The sequence below is a fragment of the Pseudomonas sp. A-RE-22 genome (assembly GCF_019956035.1).
GTDB classification, from domain to species: domain Bacteria; phylum Pseudomonadota; class Gammaproteobacteria; order Pseudomonadales; family Pseudomonadaceae; genus Aquipseudomonas; species Aquipseudomonas brassicacearum.
In genome coordinates this window covers 1-14,388 of the sequence record NZ_JAHBCZ010000042.1, presented here as the reverse complement: position 1 = coordinate 14,388, position 14,388 = coordinate 1, and the positions used below count along the sequence as shown (strand labels likewise).

14 protein-coding genes are annotated in these 14,388 nt (G+C 60.3%); 5 read left to right on the top strand and 9 right to left on the bottom strand.

What is annotated here, in order from left to right; translation table 11 throughout:
- Positions 1 to 64 precede the first annotated feature (64 nt).
- Complete coding sequence (locus tag KGA89_RS20125) at positions 65 to 418, top strand: hypothetical protein (protein WP_003199833.1); 354 nt, start codon at positions 65 to 67, stop codon at positions 416 to 418.
- A 75-nt stretch (positions 419 to 493) separates the two neighbouring features.
- Here the strand turns inward: KGA89_RS20125 and KGA89_RS20120 are convergent, their stop codons facing one another.
- From KGA89_RS20120 to KGA89_RS20095, 6 genes are all read right to left on the bottom strand, one after another.
- Positions 494 to 2,014: a nucleobase:cation symporter-2 family protein gene (locus KGA89_RS20120; RefSeq protein WP_223472378.1), complete on the bottom strand. Its 1,521-nt coding sequence runs from the start codon at positions 2,012 to 2,014 to the stop codon at positions 494 to 496.
- Positions 2,015 to 2,137: 123 nt separating this feature from the next.
- Positions 2,138 to 2,962 carry an arylamine N-acetyltransferase family protein gene (locus tag KGA89_RS20115; protein ID WP_223472377.1) on the bottom strand — a complete coding sequence of 275 codons (825 nt, stop codon included), beginning with the start codon at positions 2,960 to 2,962 and terminating at the stop codon, positions 2,138 to 2,140.
- Between the two features lie 115 nt (positions 2,963 to 3,077).
- Positions 3,078 to 3,872 carry an exodeoxyribonuclease III gene (gene xth / locus KGA89_RS20110; protein WP_223472376.1) on the bottom strand — a complete coding sequence of 265 codons (795 nt, stop codon included), beginning with the start codon at positions 3,870 to 3,872 and terminating at the stop codon, positions 3,078 to 3,080.
- A gap of 69 nt (positions 3,873 to 3,941) precedes the next feature.
- Positions 3,942 to 6,518 (bottom strand): EAL domain-containing protein, encoded by a 2,577-nt coding sequence (locus KGA89_RS20105; protein WP_223472375.1) that lies wholly within the window; start codon positions 6,516 to 6,518, stop codon positions 3,942 to 3,944.
- Between the two features lie 205 nt (positions 6,519 to 6,723).
- The gene (locus KGA89_RS20100; RefSeq protein WP_003199824.1) at positions 6,724 to 8,295 is read right to left on the bottom strand and encodes a sensor domain-containing diguanylate cyclase; all 1,572 of its coding nucleotides are present in this window, start codon (positions 8,293 to 8,295) and stop codon (positions 6,724 to 6,726) included.
- 202 nt (positions 8,296 to 8,497) lie between these two features.
- Complete coding sequence (locus KGA89_RS20095) at positions 8,498 to 9,157, bottom strand: ribonuclease T2 family protein (protein ID WP_028237671.1); 660 nt, start codon at positions 9,155 to 9,157, stop codon at positions 8,498 to 8,500.
- Between the two features lie 196 nt (positions 9,158 to 9,353).
- Here KGA89_RS20095 and chrA point away from each other — a divergent pair, with 196 nt between their 5' ends.
- Positions 9,354 to 10,712 (top strand): chromate efflux transporter, encoded by a 1,359-nt coding sequence (chrA, locus tag KGA89_RS20090; RefSeq protein WP_003199820.1) that lies wholly within the window; start codon positions 9,354 to 9,356, stop codon positions 10,710 to 10,712.
- On the opposite strand, the gene arsN2 is transcribed toward chrA, so the two are convergent.
- The gene (gene arsN2 / locus KGA89_RS20085) at positions 10,709 to 11,140 is read right to left on the bottom strand and encodes an arsenic resistance N-acetyltransferase ArsN2 (RefSeq protein ID WP_223472374.1); all 432 of its coding nucleotides are present in this window, start codon (positions 11,138 to 11,140) and stop codon (positions 10,709 to 10,711) included. The genes chrA and arsN2 overlap by 4 nt on opposite strands.
- 131 nt (positions 11,141 to 11,271) lie before the next feature.
- Between arsN2 and KGA89_RS20080 the strand changes: the two genes are divergently transcribed.
- The 3 genes from KGA89_RS20080 (at position 11,272) to KGA89_RS20070 (ending at position 12,505) form a co-directional block, all read left to right on the top strand.
- Positions 11,272 to 11,586 carry a type II toxin-antitoxin system RelE/ParE family toxin gene (locus KGA89_RS20080; RefSeq protein ID WP_114731147.1) on the top strand — a complete coding sequence of 105 codons (315 nt, stop codon included), beginning with the start codon at positions 11,272 to 11,274 and terminating at the stop codon, positions 11,584 to 11,586.
- A 2-nt stretch (positions 11,587 to 11,588) separates the two neighbouring features.
- A complete protein-coding gene (locus KGA89_RS20075) occupies positions 11,589 to 11,876 on the top strand; it encodes a helix-turn-helix domain-containing protein (protein ID WP_058545613.1) in 288 nt (95 codons plus the stop codon).
- A gap of 140 nt (positions 11,877 to 12,016) precedes the next feature.
- Positions 12,017 to 12,505 (top strand): hypothetical protein, encoded by a 489-nt coding sequence (locus KGA89_RS20070; RefSeq protein ID WP_223472373.1) that lies wholly within the window; start codon positions 12,017 to 12,019, stop codon positions 12,503 to 12,505.
- Between the two features lie 46 nt (positions 12,506 to 12,551).
- Here the strand turns inward: KGA89_RS20070 and KGA89_RS20065 are convergent, their stop codons facing one another.
- Entirely contained in the window at positions 12,552 to 12,788 is a 237-nt protein-coding gene (locus KGA89_RS20065; RefSeq protein ID WP_223472372.1) for a hypothetical protein, read from the bottom strand.
- A 153-nt stretch (positions 12,789 to 12,941) separates the two neighbouring features.
- Positions 12,942 to 14,165, bottom strand: coding sequence for an MFS transporter (locus KGA89_RS20060; RefSeq protein ID WP_223472371.1), 1,224 nt, complete (start codon positions 14,163 to 14,165; stop codon positions 12,942 to 12,944).
- Positions 14,166 to 14,388 lie beyond the last annotated feature (223 nt).

Here is a 14,388-nt window from a genome sequence, read left to right as displayed (position 1 = left end):
TCCCCGCGACCCTCATCGGGTCTGTTACAGACCACAGGCGCCGGGGCCGAAACGAGGAACAGCCATGAATCGTAGACTTCCCATCATCGCCCTGCTCATGGGGGCACTCGCGGTCACCGGCCAGGCATCCGCCCACGGTCGTGGTGGTTGGGAGGGGCCCGCAGTGTTTGGCGCAATCGTCGGTTCGGCCATCGTTGGCTCGGCCCTCATCAACCGTGATCGGCCGGTGTATGTGCAGCAACAACCGGTCTACTACCAACCGCAGCCGGTCTATGTGCAGCAACCACCGCCGGTCTACTACCAGCCACAGCCGGTGTATGTAGAGCAACCGATCTACTATCGCCCAGCGCCGGTGTATTACGGGCCACCACGGGGCTACTACTATGGCCCGCCTCGTGGTCATTACGGTCGCTGGTAATCAGCTTCCCGGGTGGCAAAAAAAAGCCTGTGATCAATGATCACAGGCTTTTTCATATTCGCCACAGTGTAATTGTCAGACGTGCTCGCTGCTTTTCAAACGGACCGGCGCATGCTCCGCCGCCCCGTGAACAGGCTCAGTCACCACGGGAATCTCGTTGCCATCGCAGTCGTGCAGCTTGCCATCGCTGAAGTAATCACCTTCACGAAGCGCCGCCAGGTCCTGGTAGCACAACACTCGCTCGGTGCCGGCGGCGAAAACCGACTGCTGGTCGGAGTTACCGGCGGTGAAGTGGTTGAACGCCAGGTTCAGCGCGATCGCCATGATTGCCGAAGAACTGATGCCCGAATGAAAGATGGTCGCGAACCAGCTCGGGAAATGGTCATAGAAGTTCGGTGCAGCGATGGGAATCATGCCAAAACCAATGGAAGTGGCGACGATGATCAGGTTGACGTTGTTGCGGTAGTCGACTTTGGACAGCGTGCGGATGCCACTGGCAGCCACCGTGCCGAACAGCACGATACCAGCACCGCCCAGTACCGAGGTCGGCACCGCTGCGATCACCCGGCCCATGAACGGCAGCAGGCCGAGCACCACCAGGAAGACCCCGCCGGTCGCCACCACGAAACGGCTCTTGATCCCGGTCACCGCCACCAGCCCGACGTTCTGGGCAAAGGCACTCTGGGTGAAGGAACCGAAGATCGGCGCGATCATGCTCGACAGCATGTCGGCCCGCAAGCCGTTGCCCAGGCGCCTGGAGTCGACTTTGGTGTCGATGATCTCGCCCACCGCCAGGATGTCGGCGGAGGTTTCCACCAAGGTCACCATGATCACGATGCACATCGACAGGATGGCGGCGATGTGGAAAGTCGGCATGCCGAAATGGAACGGTGTCGGGAAGCCGAACATCGGGCCCTGGCCGACCGATGAAAAGTCCGCCATGCCGAGGAACACAGCGATGACGGTACCAATCACCATCGCCAACAGAATCGACAACCGCGAAATGGTTGCGTTACCCATTTTGCTCAGCAGGAGCACCAGCACAAGGGTCACTGCGGCCAGGCCGATGTTGGCCATGCTGCCGAAATCAGCGGCATGGCTGTTGCCCCCCATGGCCCAGCGCGCCGCCACCGGCATCAGGGTCAGGCCGATGGTGGTGATCACGATGCCGGTGACCAGTGGCGGAAAGAACCGGGTGATGCGTGAAAACACCGGGGTAATCAGCAAACCAATCAGGGACGCGGCGATCACCGCGCCAAGGATGGCTTGAAAGCCGCCTTCCCCGCCGCTGCCGACAATCGCCACCATCGTCGCCACGCCCGAGAACGATACGCCTTGCACCAAGGGCAGTTGGCAGCCGAAAAACGGCAGGCCGAGGGTTTGCAGCAACGTTGCCAAGCCCCCCGCGAACAATGACGCGGCAATCAACAGACCGATGTCCGCGGGCGAGAGCCCGGCCGCCTGGCCGATGATCAATGGCACGGCGACGATGCCACCGTACATGGTCAACACATGTTGCAGGCCGTAAGCCATATTCGCGCCGACGCCAAGGTTTTCGTCCTCGGGCCGTGGGAGTGAAACATGGGGCGTTTTCATGGTTCGGGGATTCCCTGTTTTTTGTTATGGGCACACTGTATTCAAAACTCAGGACAAATGTCCATAGAGTTGTATACAACTTGTTGCCATACGCAGGAACAGGCTCCCCGGCCAACAGCCTTTTTATGGCTGGAGCAACCCCACTATCGCCGGCCGCAACAGCTCGCGCGGCGGTACGCGCAGGCCAAACTCTTGTTCGAGCAAGTCGATCAACTCATCGGCATCGACGATCACCCGGCGCTCGCTCTCCTGCCCTATCCGGTGCACCGCATAGCTGTTGCCGTTCAGGGTCTTGCGCAACCCGTCACCGGTACGCGCGACCATCAACCGGCCCATGAACGGCGATTCCGGGTGACTGCTGACGTACCAATTACCGAGGGTGTAGTCGATGTCTTCCTGGCGTTGCAGATCGAACAGGTACATCGGCCGCCATTCGTCGGCGACGTTGGCGCGCAACATGTAACCGTCCGCATGGGTTTCGATGCGGTACGGCTCATGGGGCGTTGCTTGGGCTTCACGGCTGTCCAGCAACAACGGCGCAGTGGGCACCATGCCACCAAAGCCGACGTCGGTGATGTAGCGCACGCCGTCGAACGTCACCAGGCTCAGCCGGTGGGTCCGGGCAGCCCAAGAGCCTTCAGGCGCGTTCATCACCACGCGCCCGGTGATGCCGCGGGCCTCGAAACCCAACTCCAGCAACAGCGCCAAAAACAGTTGGTTGAGTTCATAGCAATAGCCACCGCGCCCCTGTTCGAACACTTTTCGTTCGACCGATTCAAGGTCGACGGTCACGGGCTGACGCAGCAAGGTCGACAGGGTTTCAAAAGGGAATTCGGCGGTATGGCGCTGTTGCAGTTGGCGCAACGTGTCGAGGGTCGGCGCTGGGGGGGCGTCGAAACCCAGGCGCCGCAGATAGCGGGCCGTGTCGCTCAGTTGGGGGTGACTCATGAGGGGTGTCCTTTTCCAGGGTCGGCGCTGCGCTCACGACAAGCGCACTGCTATTGGGCGCCAGGTATAAGGCATTCCCCTCACAGAGACAACAATCGACCGGATGCCTCCCTGGTCACCGCCGCTTGCGTGACGCCAGCCGGATCCAGGTGGGCGCATGGTCACTGGGATGGGGTTGGTTCCGGACCCAGGCGTCCACGCCGGCCTCGCTCAGGTAGGCGCTGGCCGCCGGGTTGAGCAGCAGGTGATCGATGCGCAGCCCGGAGTTTTTCTGCCAGTGCTGGCGGAAATAATCCCAGAAAGTGTAGATCCGCTCGTCCGGATACAGGTGGCGCAACGAATCGGTCCAGCCCTGGTCCAGCAGCCGCTGGTAGCACGCGCGGCTTTCTGGCTGCAACAGCGCATCCTTGAGCCAGGAGCGCGGGTTGTAGATGTCCATGTCGGTGGGCACCACGTTGTAATCACCGGCCAGCACCACGGGGTGATCGCTGGCCTGCAACCCTTGGGCGTAGTCGATCAGCCGTTCGAACCACGCCAGCTTGTAATCGAACTTCGGACCCGGTTGCGGATTGCCGTTGGGCAGGTACAGGCAGCCCACCAGCACGCCATGCACCGCCGCCTCCAGATAGCGACTGTGATTGTCGTCATCCCCACCGGGCAAGCCTCGGCGGCTCTCCAGCGGCTGCGAGTCACGGGCCAGGATCGCAACGCCGTTCCAGGACGCCTGCCCATGCCAGATCGCCCCGTACCCTACCGACTCCAGCTCCGCCGCCGGGAAATCCTTGTCCACCGCCTTGAGCTCCTGCAAACAGGCAATGTCGGGTTTTTCCCGCTCCAGCCATTCCAGCAGGTTGGGCAGCCGGGCCCGGATGCCATTGATGTTGAAGGTCGCGATCCGAAGGTTTTTCATAGCGCCAGAACTCGAAATGCCAAGTCACAGTTGTGACCGACAACCGGACTGGGTGGTTGCAACAGGTTTTCAGGAACCCGTTTTCGGCAACGGCAGGCCACTCGCCAATAAGTGTGCAAAGGCTTGCTTGTCGATCGGCCGGCTGAGGAAATAACCCTGCACTTCGTGACATTGGTCCGAGCCCAGTGAGCCGAGCTGGGCCTGGGTTTCCACGCCCTCGGCAGTCACCGTCAGCCCCATGGCCTTGCCCAGGTTGATGATCGCCTGCACCACGGCGCGGTCATTGCTGCTATTGCTCATCGAAGCAATGAAGCGCTTGTCGATCTTGATGCCATCGAATGGATAGGTGCGCAGATAACCGAGGGACGAATAACCGGTACCGAAATCGTCCATGTTCAAGCGCACGCCCAGTTCCTTTAGGGCATTCATGACCTGCAGGGCGCCATCAACGTCGTTGAGCATCACGTTTTCAGTGATCTCCAGTTCCAGGCGGCTCGCCGGGAAACGGGTTTCGATCAACACCTGTCGCACATCCTCCACCACATCGCTGCGCTCGAACTGCGCCGGCGACAGGTTGACCGAGACCATCAATTCTCCCGGCCAGGTCAGCGCGGTTTCGCAGGCCTCGCGCAATACCCATCGCGAAAGCGGGACAATCAGGTCGGTTTGCTCGGCCAACGGAATGAAGGCGTCGGGACTCAACAAGCCTTGGGTCGGATGCTGCCAGCGAACCAACGCCTCGACCGCCACGATCTCCCGACCATCGACGGTGTAGCGCGGCTGGAAATGCAGGACGAATTCGTTTTTCTTCACAGCCTGGCGCAGGTCGCTTTCCAGTTGGCGACGATGCTGGATCTGATCGTTCATCTGCGAGGCGAAATAACACCAGGTTTTCTTGCCCTCGGACTTGGCCTGGTACAAGGCAATGTCGGCGCAGCGGATCAGTTCTCCGGGTACATAACCCTGGCGGCGGCTGACAGCGATACCAATGCTCGCACCGATGTGCAACGAATGGGTTTCGTAGAGGATCGGCTGCTGCAGGCTGTCGATCAGCCGCTCACAGAATCGGTCGATCTCAGTGGTGTGCTCCATCCCGTTGAGCACCACCACGAACTCGTCCCCTCCCAGGCGCGCCACCAGGTCTTGCTCGCGGGTGCAGTCGCGCAATCGCTGGGCCACTTCCAGCAACACCGCGTCGCCGGCCGGGTGGCCGAGGGAGTCGTTGATCGGCTTGAAATTGTCCAGGTCGACCATCAGCAAGGTCAACGGTGCGGAATGCTCCTTGGCCACCAGCGCATCATCGAGGTGCCGCGCCAGCTTGTTACGGTTCGGCAGGCCGGTCAGCGCATCGTGCATCGACAGATGCTGGACCTGGGCATGGGCCGCCACTTCATCGGTGATGTCGCTGGCGGTGCCGCGATAGCCCACCACCTCAGCCTTGTTATAGATCGGGCGTGCCGATACACGGCAGAAACGCAATTGCCCGGAATGATCGCGATAGGAACAGCGCAAGTTGCTGGCGCTCTGTTCCTCCGTCAACTTGCCCAGCCAGAGGGCAATCGGTGTGGTATCGCAATACAGCAGTTGCTCGATGTCCTGCCCCAGCCATTGCTGGTCGGAAAACCCGGTGACCGTATTGAAACGCCCCGACAGATAAGTGATGCGTTGCTGCCCGTCGATTTCCCAAATCCAGTCGGAAGCCGCCTCGGCCACGGCCCGAAAGCGCTCTTCGCTGGCCTCGAGGGCATGCGCCGAATGTTCCAGGCTGTCGTAACTGGCGTCCACATGCCGTGCCGTGCGCAACGCATAGCGAGAAAAGTAGGCAGTCAGCAGTGCGAGAATAAACAATGCGCCACCCAGCGGCGGCACCAGGGACCAGAGTAATTGCTGGCCCGGCCGCTCCAGGCGGGACACCAGGCTGAAACCGGTACTGTCCAGCGGCACGGCCGGCTGGCCGGGCTCAAGCTCGATGTCTTTCTTGAGGTTCAAGTCGGCGAGGCCATAACTCTTGCCCAGCTTGCGTAGCTTGACCGGTGTCAGTTGGTCGACAAACAGCAAGACCGAGGTGCCTTTGGACTCGACCTGGGGCCGTTCGTCATTGGGCAGAATCACCGAAGCCGTGACGATGGCCGGCCAGCCCTCGAACAAGGTGTAGCGGGTCGTGGACATCGTCAGGTCGGGCTGCGCCTGGAGCTGGTCCACCAGGTTGGTCAGCGACGCATTCATATAAACCGCGGCATCACCTTGGACATTGCGCCCGCGCACCACGGCGTATTTGGTGCGTTGCCGATCAATGACAAACACACCCTCGTATTCATCATTGGTGAACAGGGTCTTGCCCATGTTCTGTTCGGCGTAGGCCCATTGCACGTCGACCTCGCCGTTGAGGCGCTCGTAGGCCGTGGTCCAGTAGGCGTAACTGGCGATGTAGTTTTTCGCGGCGGCGGTGCGATTCTCGAGGGCGCGCTCGATATAGAAATGCGTCTTGCGCACATCCTCCGCGTCCAGCTTTTGCGCAATATCGAACAACGCGGCAACCGCCATCAGGATGCCCAGGACAAATAGTGCCCCGACCGCCACGACCAGGCGACGGGTAATCGGTGTGTGACGCGCAGTGTTTGAAGGGGTATCGGCAGCGGAATCCATTGATCTGCTCCTGTCCTGTCAACGCTGGCTCCGATCGAGAACGGTGAGGGTCCGCGGCCAGTCATGCTCCCAACCTTAGCACCCGCTGCCTGATCACTTGGCGAGCCCACGGTTTTTTGCGAAAGAACCTACACACCTCGTATATGGCACCAGCACAGTGTCTGAACAATGGACCGTGGCACGTTGCCGATGATTCCAACCGATCTCAACGATCCGAGCGCGCCAGCGTATCGAGCCCACTTTCCGTCGATAACACCGCCACACGGTTGCGGCCGCCGTGCTTGGCCTGGTAAAGCGCCGCATCGGCCCGCTGGATGAAGACTTCGATGCTGTCCAGGCCGCTGGGCACAAAGGCATAACAGCCCAGGCTCACCGTGAGGTGGCCGGTCGGGGAGCCGGAGTGGGTGATGTGCTTGTCGATGACGCTGCGGCGGATCTGCTCGGCCAACGCCATGGCCCCCGAAAGATTGGTGTCGGGCAACAAAACCGCAAACTCTTCGCCGCCATAACGCACCGCCAGATCGGCCTTGCGATGGCAACAGTCCTTGAGCACCTTGGCCACTTCCGCCAGGCAATGGTCCCCGGCCACGTGCCCATAGGCGTCGTTGTAGCGCTTGAAAAAATCGATATCGAGCATGATCAGGCTCAAGGGGCTGCGCTGACGGGCGCCCCGGCCGAACTCGATGTCCAGGGCACGTTCGAACAGACGCCGGTTCGCCAGCCCGGTGAGGCTGTCATGGGTGGCAATCAGCTCCAACGCTTGCTGAGCCTTGCGCAAGTCCGCTTCGATCCGTTCGCTGTTACGTACCTGGCGCACGAATACCCAGCCGAACAAGCAAATGCCCAGCACCACCAGGCCGACAATCAGGCTGGATTGGAAAGCCCGGTCATGCCACCCCGACAGGATCGCGTCCTCAGACATCGCAGCAGTGACCACCAGCGGATAAGCCTGTAGATGCTGGTGTCCATACAGCCTGACGACACCGTCGATGGTCGAACGGATGAGTGCATCGCCAGACATCCCGCCGGTCAGGACATGGTTGTAGATGTGTTCCTCGGCCAGCGGGTGACCGATCCGTCCCTCATCGAAGGGGCGCCGGGCCAAGAGTGTCCCGTCAGACAAAGCCAGGGCCATCTCGCCTTGCTCATCCAGGCTGAAGCTTTTGAAGAATCGGTCGAAGTACGACATTTTGATGCCGGCCATCAACACGCCTTGGAAGTTGCCATCCTGATCGTTCAAACGGCGGGAAACGGGAATGATCCATTCGCCGTTTTGCCGGCTGCGAATCGCCGGGCCGATATGAGCGATCAAGGAGGCATTCTGTTGGTGGAAAGCAAAATAATCCCGGTCCGCCACCCCTGCGCCCCTGTGCAGGTTGTCAAAAGAGGTCACCACCCAGTGACCGTGCTTGTCGAACAGGAACAGGCCATGCAATTGCTCAAGCGATTGCACACGGCGGGCAAAGGTCTGCTGCAAGCGTGGCTGTACGGCGGGGCCGTAGCCATCGACCTGGATCCAATCCGTCAGACTGGCCAACACCAGATCAGTCTGGAGGAAGGTGTCCTGGGCCTGCTGGGCCATGGCCCGGGTAAGGGTCGCCGAAGCGACGCGGGCCGACTCCAGGTCGTGGCTGCGCGATTGCTCCAGTTGCAGGTAAAGCAGACCGCACAGGCACAGGCACACCGCCGCGATAAACGTAACCGCTGCCTTGAGCAACGGCAGGCGCTTCAAGGCACCGCCAGGGACATGGAAAGGATCGAAAATAGAGATAGGCAAGCGAATTCCTGAAGGGGGCAAAACATGAGCGAATTCGCTCAAAGCCCCCAATATTCGTGAGCTTAGCCTACCGCTTGTGGGGCGGCAATTTGCCCGTGCAGCAGAGCCAATGGGTGGCTGCAGTGGATCCAAAACCCCGCCTGCCAGCCGATAAAAATGCCCTCTTCAGAACGATGAACACTTGTGGCTAGGGCCGTCGCTCTCATCGTACCGGCGGCACCCGGATCTCCCCGGCGCGGCATTGTGTCCTGACGCCCCTGCCACACGCGGCGAACGCCAAGTCCTTGTCCATGCACACCCGCACTTCCGACAGTTGCGGCCCGCTGCAAATCACCGCTATGCCGTCGGGAGCGATGCCTGGATTGCTTTGGCGGAACAGCCGGATGATTTCATCAGCCTCGAAATAATACGAGGAATTGAATGGTTGCAGCTGCGGTGGGATTTTCACCGCGCCCAAGGCTTTGTCGGCAACTTCCAGGTAGCCCATGGCACCCAGGCCACTGCACGTGCCGTGCTTGGACCATTCATGCGCCATCAACTTGCGGGTGGGAAACAAGGTCAGGCCCTTGTTCTGCTCCGCCGCCGTCAGCGGCACCTGGGGCGCACAGGCTTGCGGCCAGCCGCCCCGGGTGTATTGCGGCCAGAGGCCATGGAGCACAAAGCCGTAGCCCTTGCCGGAACACTGCGCATCCTTCTGGTGAGTCAGGCAGAACGTCGGTGACCAGGACAGCGCCAGCAAGTAGTAATCAAACACCCCGGCCACGGATTGCGCCCGTGCGTTGCCGGATTCGCGGGCATTGGCCGCGCCCATGGAACCCAGTGTCAGTACGATCAGCACGACAATGGCAAGACGTTGTTTCATTGACCCACTCCTTGGGGCGATTGTGCGAAAGCGGGATGATCGGGCGATGATTGTTTCAACCTTGTGTTTCAACTGTTTGAAGGGCTGTTTTTCACAAGCAGACCTTTTTTACAAGCAAAGCTTGCCGGGGGGCTATCTAAATTGCGTAACGCCTCATAACGTAGATCGCCTTTGACTTTTACGTGCCCCGTCGCCCATGAGCAAACCGACCCGAACCGATGACGAACGCCCCCTGACCAGACCCGACGCCGTCAGCCTGCGCGTGGCCTTCTGGTTCTGGCTCAAACTGGGCTTCATCAGCTTCGGCGGCCCTGCGGGGCAGATCTCGATCATGCACCAGGAGTTGGTGGAGCGCCGACGCTGGATTTCCGAACGACGATTCCTGCATGCCCTTAATTACTGCATGTTGCTGCCGGGGCCAGAGGCCCAGCAACTGGCCACGTACCTGGGCTGGCTGATGCACCGCGGTTGGGGCGGGATCATCGCCGGGGCACTGTTCGTGCTGCCTTCGTTGTTCATTCTCATCGCGTTGTCCTGGCTGTACGTCGCCTTTGGCGAAGTGCCGATAGTGGCGGGCATTTTCTACGGCATCAAGCCAGCGGTAACGGCAATCGTGGTGCATGCCGCCCACCGGATCGGCTCCCGCGCACTCAAGAACAATTGGCTGTGGGCGATCGCCGCGGCGTCGTTCGCCGCGATATTCGCCTTCAACGTGCCCTTCCCGCTGATCGTGCTGGGTGCCGCCGTCATCGGTTACCTGGGCGGTCGCTGGGTACCGGAAAAATTCAGCCTGGGCGGCCACGATGACAAGCACCAATCCTTCGGTCCGGCATTGATCGACGATGACACCCCGCCCCCGGACCACGTCCGGTTCAGCGCCTTCAGGCTCGCCCGGCTGGTGATCATCGGTGCCCTGTTGTGGGCGTTGCCAATGGGCCTGCTGACCGCGGTGTTCGGCTGGGAAGGCACGCTGACGCAAATGGCCTGGTTCTTCACCAAGGCTGCATTGCTGACGTTTGGCGGCGCCTATGCGGTTTTGCCCTACGTGTACCAGGGCGCCGTCGGACACTTCGGCTGGCTGACGCCGACACAAATGATCGATGGCCTGGCCCTGGGCGAAACCACGCCCGGGCCGCTGATCATGGTCGTGGCCTTCGTTGGTTTCGTCGGAGGCTACGTGATGCAGGTGTTTGGTCCCGAACAGGCGTTTCTCGCCGGGGCCGTCGCGGCCACGCTGGTGACCTGGTTCACGTTCCTGCCCTCGTTTCTGTTCATCCTGGCCGGCGGCCCGTTGGTGGAATCGACGCACAACGCGCTGAAATTCACCGCGCCGCTGACTGCGATCACCGCGGCGGTGGTCGGGGTGATCCTCAACCTGGCGTGCTTCTTCGGTTACCACGTACTCTGGCCCAACGGTTTTGCAGGTGCCCTGGACTGGCCGTCGGCAATCATCGCAATCGCAGCGGCCATTGCGCTGTTTCGCTACAAGCTGGGGGTGATCCAGGTGTTGCTGGCGTGCGGGCTGGCTGGGCTGGCGGTGCACTTGCTGCGCTAGACGAGGCGTTTGCTCAGGTACGTCGCCGAAGCCGGGCACAAGGTTTTGAATTGAGCCGTCGCACTGATCGAAGCAGGCGCCAGCGAGCGGTCCCGCGCCTGATAGCCCTGGCCGGTAAAAAACGCCGCGGCGCTGTCAGTCAGCAGATGGAGCTGCTCTACACCCTCACGTTTCGCAAACGCCTCGATAGCGGCCAACACCGCCGCGCCAGTGCCCTTCCCCCGCTGCCCCTCAAGGACAACCAGCGAACGTAGCAACCGGTCGCGCCCCTCCCCCTCAAGGCCACCAAATGCCACGTCAACGCCTTGGTGGCTGAAGCTGAAGAACTGTCGACCGGGAGACGTCAGGTCGTCCACGGGAAGGCCGGCCAGGGTGAGCGCATCGCGCAACGGTCCCAGATCGTTATTGCTCAGTGTTGTCATGCGCATGGTTGGTGCTCGGTCCTGTGTCCTGCCCTGATCATCGGGGCATTCCCGAATTTGGTTACAACTCACGGGGTGAATCGGAAGGTGAAGTTCAATAGGATTGCTCAAAAGTAAGCCACTGGCGTACATTAGCAATGATTTTTATTGAAACTCCAATTTTTACCCGGCGAGTCAAAGAACTGATGGATGACGATGATTTCGCTGTCCTACAGAAACTATTGGTCTGCAACCCCTCCGCTGGTGATGTTATGGAAGCCACCGGGGGGATCCGAAAGATCCGCATCGCAGCCAAAGGCCATGGCAAACGGGGTGGGGCCAGGGTGATCTACTACCACTTTGTCCATGCTTCGCGGATCGCGCTGTTGATGATATACCCGAAAAATGAACAGCAAGATTTGACTGTCGATCAACGCAAAGCATTAAAAATGATTGTCGAGCACTGGAGATAACCATGAGCAAATTTTTCGATGAGCTGATGGAAAGCGTACAACAGATGGATGAAATCGTTCGAGGCGAGCGCCAGCCGTCCCGGGAGTTCATCGTCGATGCGCTGCAGGTGAAAGAAATACGCAAGGCTACCGGCCTGACCCAAGCCAAATTTGCAGCACTGATCGACGTCCAATTGGGCACGCTTCGCAATTGGGAGCAAGGACGACGCGAGCCAACCGGCCCCGCTAAAGCGCTGTTGCGGGCGATTCATAATGATCCGAAACACGTGATCAGCGCTTTGGCAGTTTAAGCGTTACCGAAATGAACAGAACCTCTCAGGCACCGCTTCCATGTTGTGAAGGCGCTTGCTTCCCCACTCCATGACCCAGCGCAAATGAACACCCCAGCCCATCAGCTAAGCTCAACCTATCATCACGACAGGGAATCGACATGAGCAAGGCAGACGAGCTAGCGGCCAAACTGAGGAAAACCCAGCAAACCCGCGCGGATACCGACAACTGCGCCGACCTGGCGATCGAGCACTGGCCCGCCCAGGTCTACGAACTGTATCGCCAGATCGAAATCTGGTTGGCGCCCGTGTGTGAGGCTGGCCTGGACATTCGACGCAACCCCACCCATGTATTTGAAAGTCATTCCAGCGGTTCGACGTACAGCTACGCCATCGATCAACTGGTGATCGAAGGCAATCATCAGCGCATTTCATTCGACCCGATTGCGCGTTTCTCGTCCAAGGGCGAAGGCTGCATTGAAGTCCATATGAAGGAGCAGGAACACTGCATCGTGCGCACACTCGGCGAACATGGTGAATCGCTCTGGCATATCCAGGCACTGCGCCTGTCCGCACAACCGCATCCTGAACCCGCCATGCTGGACGAGGACACCTTGCTCGCGCTGGTCGAGCAAGGCCTGGGGCTTTAACGCAAATGGGCGACCCTTGAGGTCGCCCATTTCTTTGGAGAACCCACTAGAACTGCGACGCTGATTCGACGGTTGGATCGCTCCCTGGCACCGGTAGCGTCAGTTCCTCCACCGGTCTTCCCACGAGTTTATGCAAGGCATTGTCGATTTCGTCAGCCGCGCCTTGCGCGTATCGGGTATCCGCCCAGCTCCAGTACGGATCGAACATCAGCCCGCCCACGGCGTGTGCACACAGTTCATCGCTGTTGATCCCTATCTTCCCGGCAGCGGCGATCACGGCCATAAGGGCTTGCTCTAACTGGGAAATTCGCTCGGTAGTCACAATCAACCAACGTCATGGATAACAAACCCAGAGCATAACAAGCCATCAATGTGCCACCAACCCAAGGCGCCCAACGGTCGTCCTTCCAATCTTCTTTGGCTTACACGGCTCGCCTCAACCCGCCGAGCCATAGAGTGCTGCATCCGTAGCCGATGAAGATTCCCGAAGCGCTGACCGAGCGGCCAGCACCGCAAGAACAGCAGCAACGCCCAACACCGCCGCACTGGTTTCGAAGGTCGCGCGATAGCCACTCAGGTCGAACAGAAGGCCGCCCACTGTCGCGCCCGCGGCGATGGCGAGCTGGACGATCGCCACCATCAGGCCGCCGCCGGCTTCGGCATCTTCCGGCAGCGTCCGCGAAAGCCAGGTCCACCAACCTACGGGCGCCGCCGTGGCCACCAGGCCCCAAAGGCCGAGCAGGACGGTCGTGATCGTGATCGAGCCACCGAACCCCACCAGGGCAATGGCAATCGCGGCCATCAACAGCGGGATGACGATGAGCGTCCGATAGAGGTTGTTTTTCAGGCAGGCCCCGATCAGAAAGGTGCCCAGCAATCCCGCCACACCGATCACCAACAGCATGAAGGACAGCATGGAAACGCTCACCTGCGTCACCGTTTCAAGGAACGGTCGCAGGTAGGTGAACAACATGAACTGGCCCATGAAAAATGTGCTGACCGCCAGCATGCCGAGTGCGACCGGCGCCCGGGTCATCAACTTGAAGACATTGGTACTGCCTTGCTTCGCCTGCGAAGGCATGGAGGGCAGGCGTAACAGCAGCCAGACCAGGGCGATGGCGGCGACGGGCACGATGCAGAAAAACGCGCCACGCCAACCGATGATCGCCCCCAGGAAACTGCCCAGCGGCGCAGCGATCACCGTCGCCAAGGCATTGCCGCCATTGACGATGGCCAGTGCCTGCGGAACCTGATCGTCCGGCACAAGCCGCATGGCCGTGGCCGCCGACAGCGACCAGAAGCCGCCAATCGCCACGCCGATCAACGCGCGACCGAGCATGAATACCGCATAGTTTGGTGCAAACGCCGCCACGGTGCCTGAAACGATCATCAGCAATGTCAGCCCCAAAAGGAGCCATTTGCGGTCGACCCGGGCGGCGATCGATGCGATGAACAGGCTGGTGATCAGGGCAAAGGCGCCAGAGACGGCAATGCCTTGACCGGCCTGCCCTTCGCTGACGTGAAGATCCGCCGCTACCGGCGTCAGTAAGCTGACTGGCATGAACTCCGAGGCAACGAGCACGAATGCGGCGAGGGCCATGGCAAGTACCGCGCCCCAGGCGGGCTGGCCTTGTGGTTTAGGTAATGAGGTATCGGTCATGGGACAAAAATCCTGTGTTTCTGGATGAACTGTGAGAGTGGGCTTGTTCGCGAAGGGGTCGGCACAGCCAACATCACTGTCTCAGGCAGACCGCTTTCGCGAGCAAGCCCGCTTGTGTCTTGCGCTGCGATTAGACTGAAGGTGAGAGCGGTGGGCGGCAAGCTGAACGCCCGAAGTGCTTAAAGCACGTGTGGGAGCCCATGCTGCCACTCACCTCTCCACT

What these genes read in the sequence shown, in the direction of transcription:
- KGA89_RS20125 (WP_003199833.1), top strand. Translation starts at nt 65, where the DNA reads ATGAATCGTAGACTTCCCATCATCGCCCTGCTCATGGGGGCACTCGCG.
- KGA89_RS20120 (WP_223472378.1), bottom strand. Translation starts at nt 2,014, where the DNA reads ATGAAAACGCCCCATGTTTCACTCCCACGGCCCGAGGACGAAAACCTT.
- KGA89_RS20115 (WP_223472377.1), bottom strand. Translation starts at nt 2,962, where the DNA reads ATGAGTCACCCCCAACTGAGCGACACGGCCCGCTATCTGCGGCGCCTG.
- xth (WP_223472376.1), bottom strand. Translation starts at nt 3,872, where the DNA reads ATGAAAAACCTTCGGATCGCGACCTTCAACATCAATGGCATCCGGGCC.
- KGA89_RS20105 (WP_223472375.1), bottom strand. Translation starts at nt 6,518, where the DNA reads ATGGATTCCGCTGCCGATACCCCTTCAAACACTGCGCGTCACACACCG.
- KGA89_RS20095 (WP_028237671.1), bottom strand. Translation starts at nt 9,157, where the DNA reads ATGAAACAACGTCTTGCCATTGTCGTGCTGATCGTACTGACACTGGGT.
- chrA (WP_003199820.1), top strand. Translation starts at nt 9,354, where the DNA reads ATGAGCAAACCGACCCGAACCGATGACGAACGCCCCCTGACCAGACCC.
- arsN2 (WP_223472374.1), bottom strand. Translation starts at nt 11,140, where the DNA reads ATGCGCATGACAACACTGAGCAATAACGATCTGGGACCGTTGCGCGAT.
- KGA89_RS20080 (WP_114731147.1), top strand. Translation starts at nt 11,272, where the DNA reads ATGATTTTTATTGAAACTCCAATTTTTACCCGGCGAGTCAAAGAACTG.
- KGA89_RS20075 (WP_058545613.1), top strand. Translation starts at nt 11,589, where the DNA reads ATGAGCAAATTTTTCGATGAGCTGATGGAAAGCGTACAACAGATGGAT.
- KGA89_RS20070 (WP_223472373.1), top strand. Translation starts at nt 12,017, where the DNA reads ATGAGCAAGGCAGACGAGCTAGCGGCCAAACTGAGGAAAACCCAGCAA.
- KGA89_RS20065 (WP_223472372.1), bottom strand. Translation starts at nt 12,788, where the DNA reads ATGGCCGTGATCGCCGCTGCCGGGAAGATAGGGATCAACAGCGATGAA.
- KGA89_RS20060 (WP_223472371.1), bottom strand. Translation starts at nt 14,165, where the DNA reads ATGACCGATACCTCATTACCTAAACCACAAGGCCAGCCCGCCTGGGGC.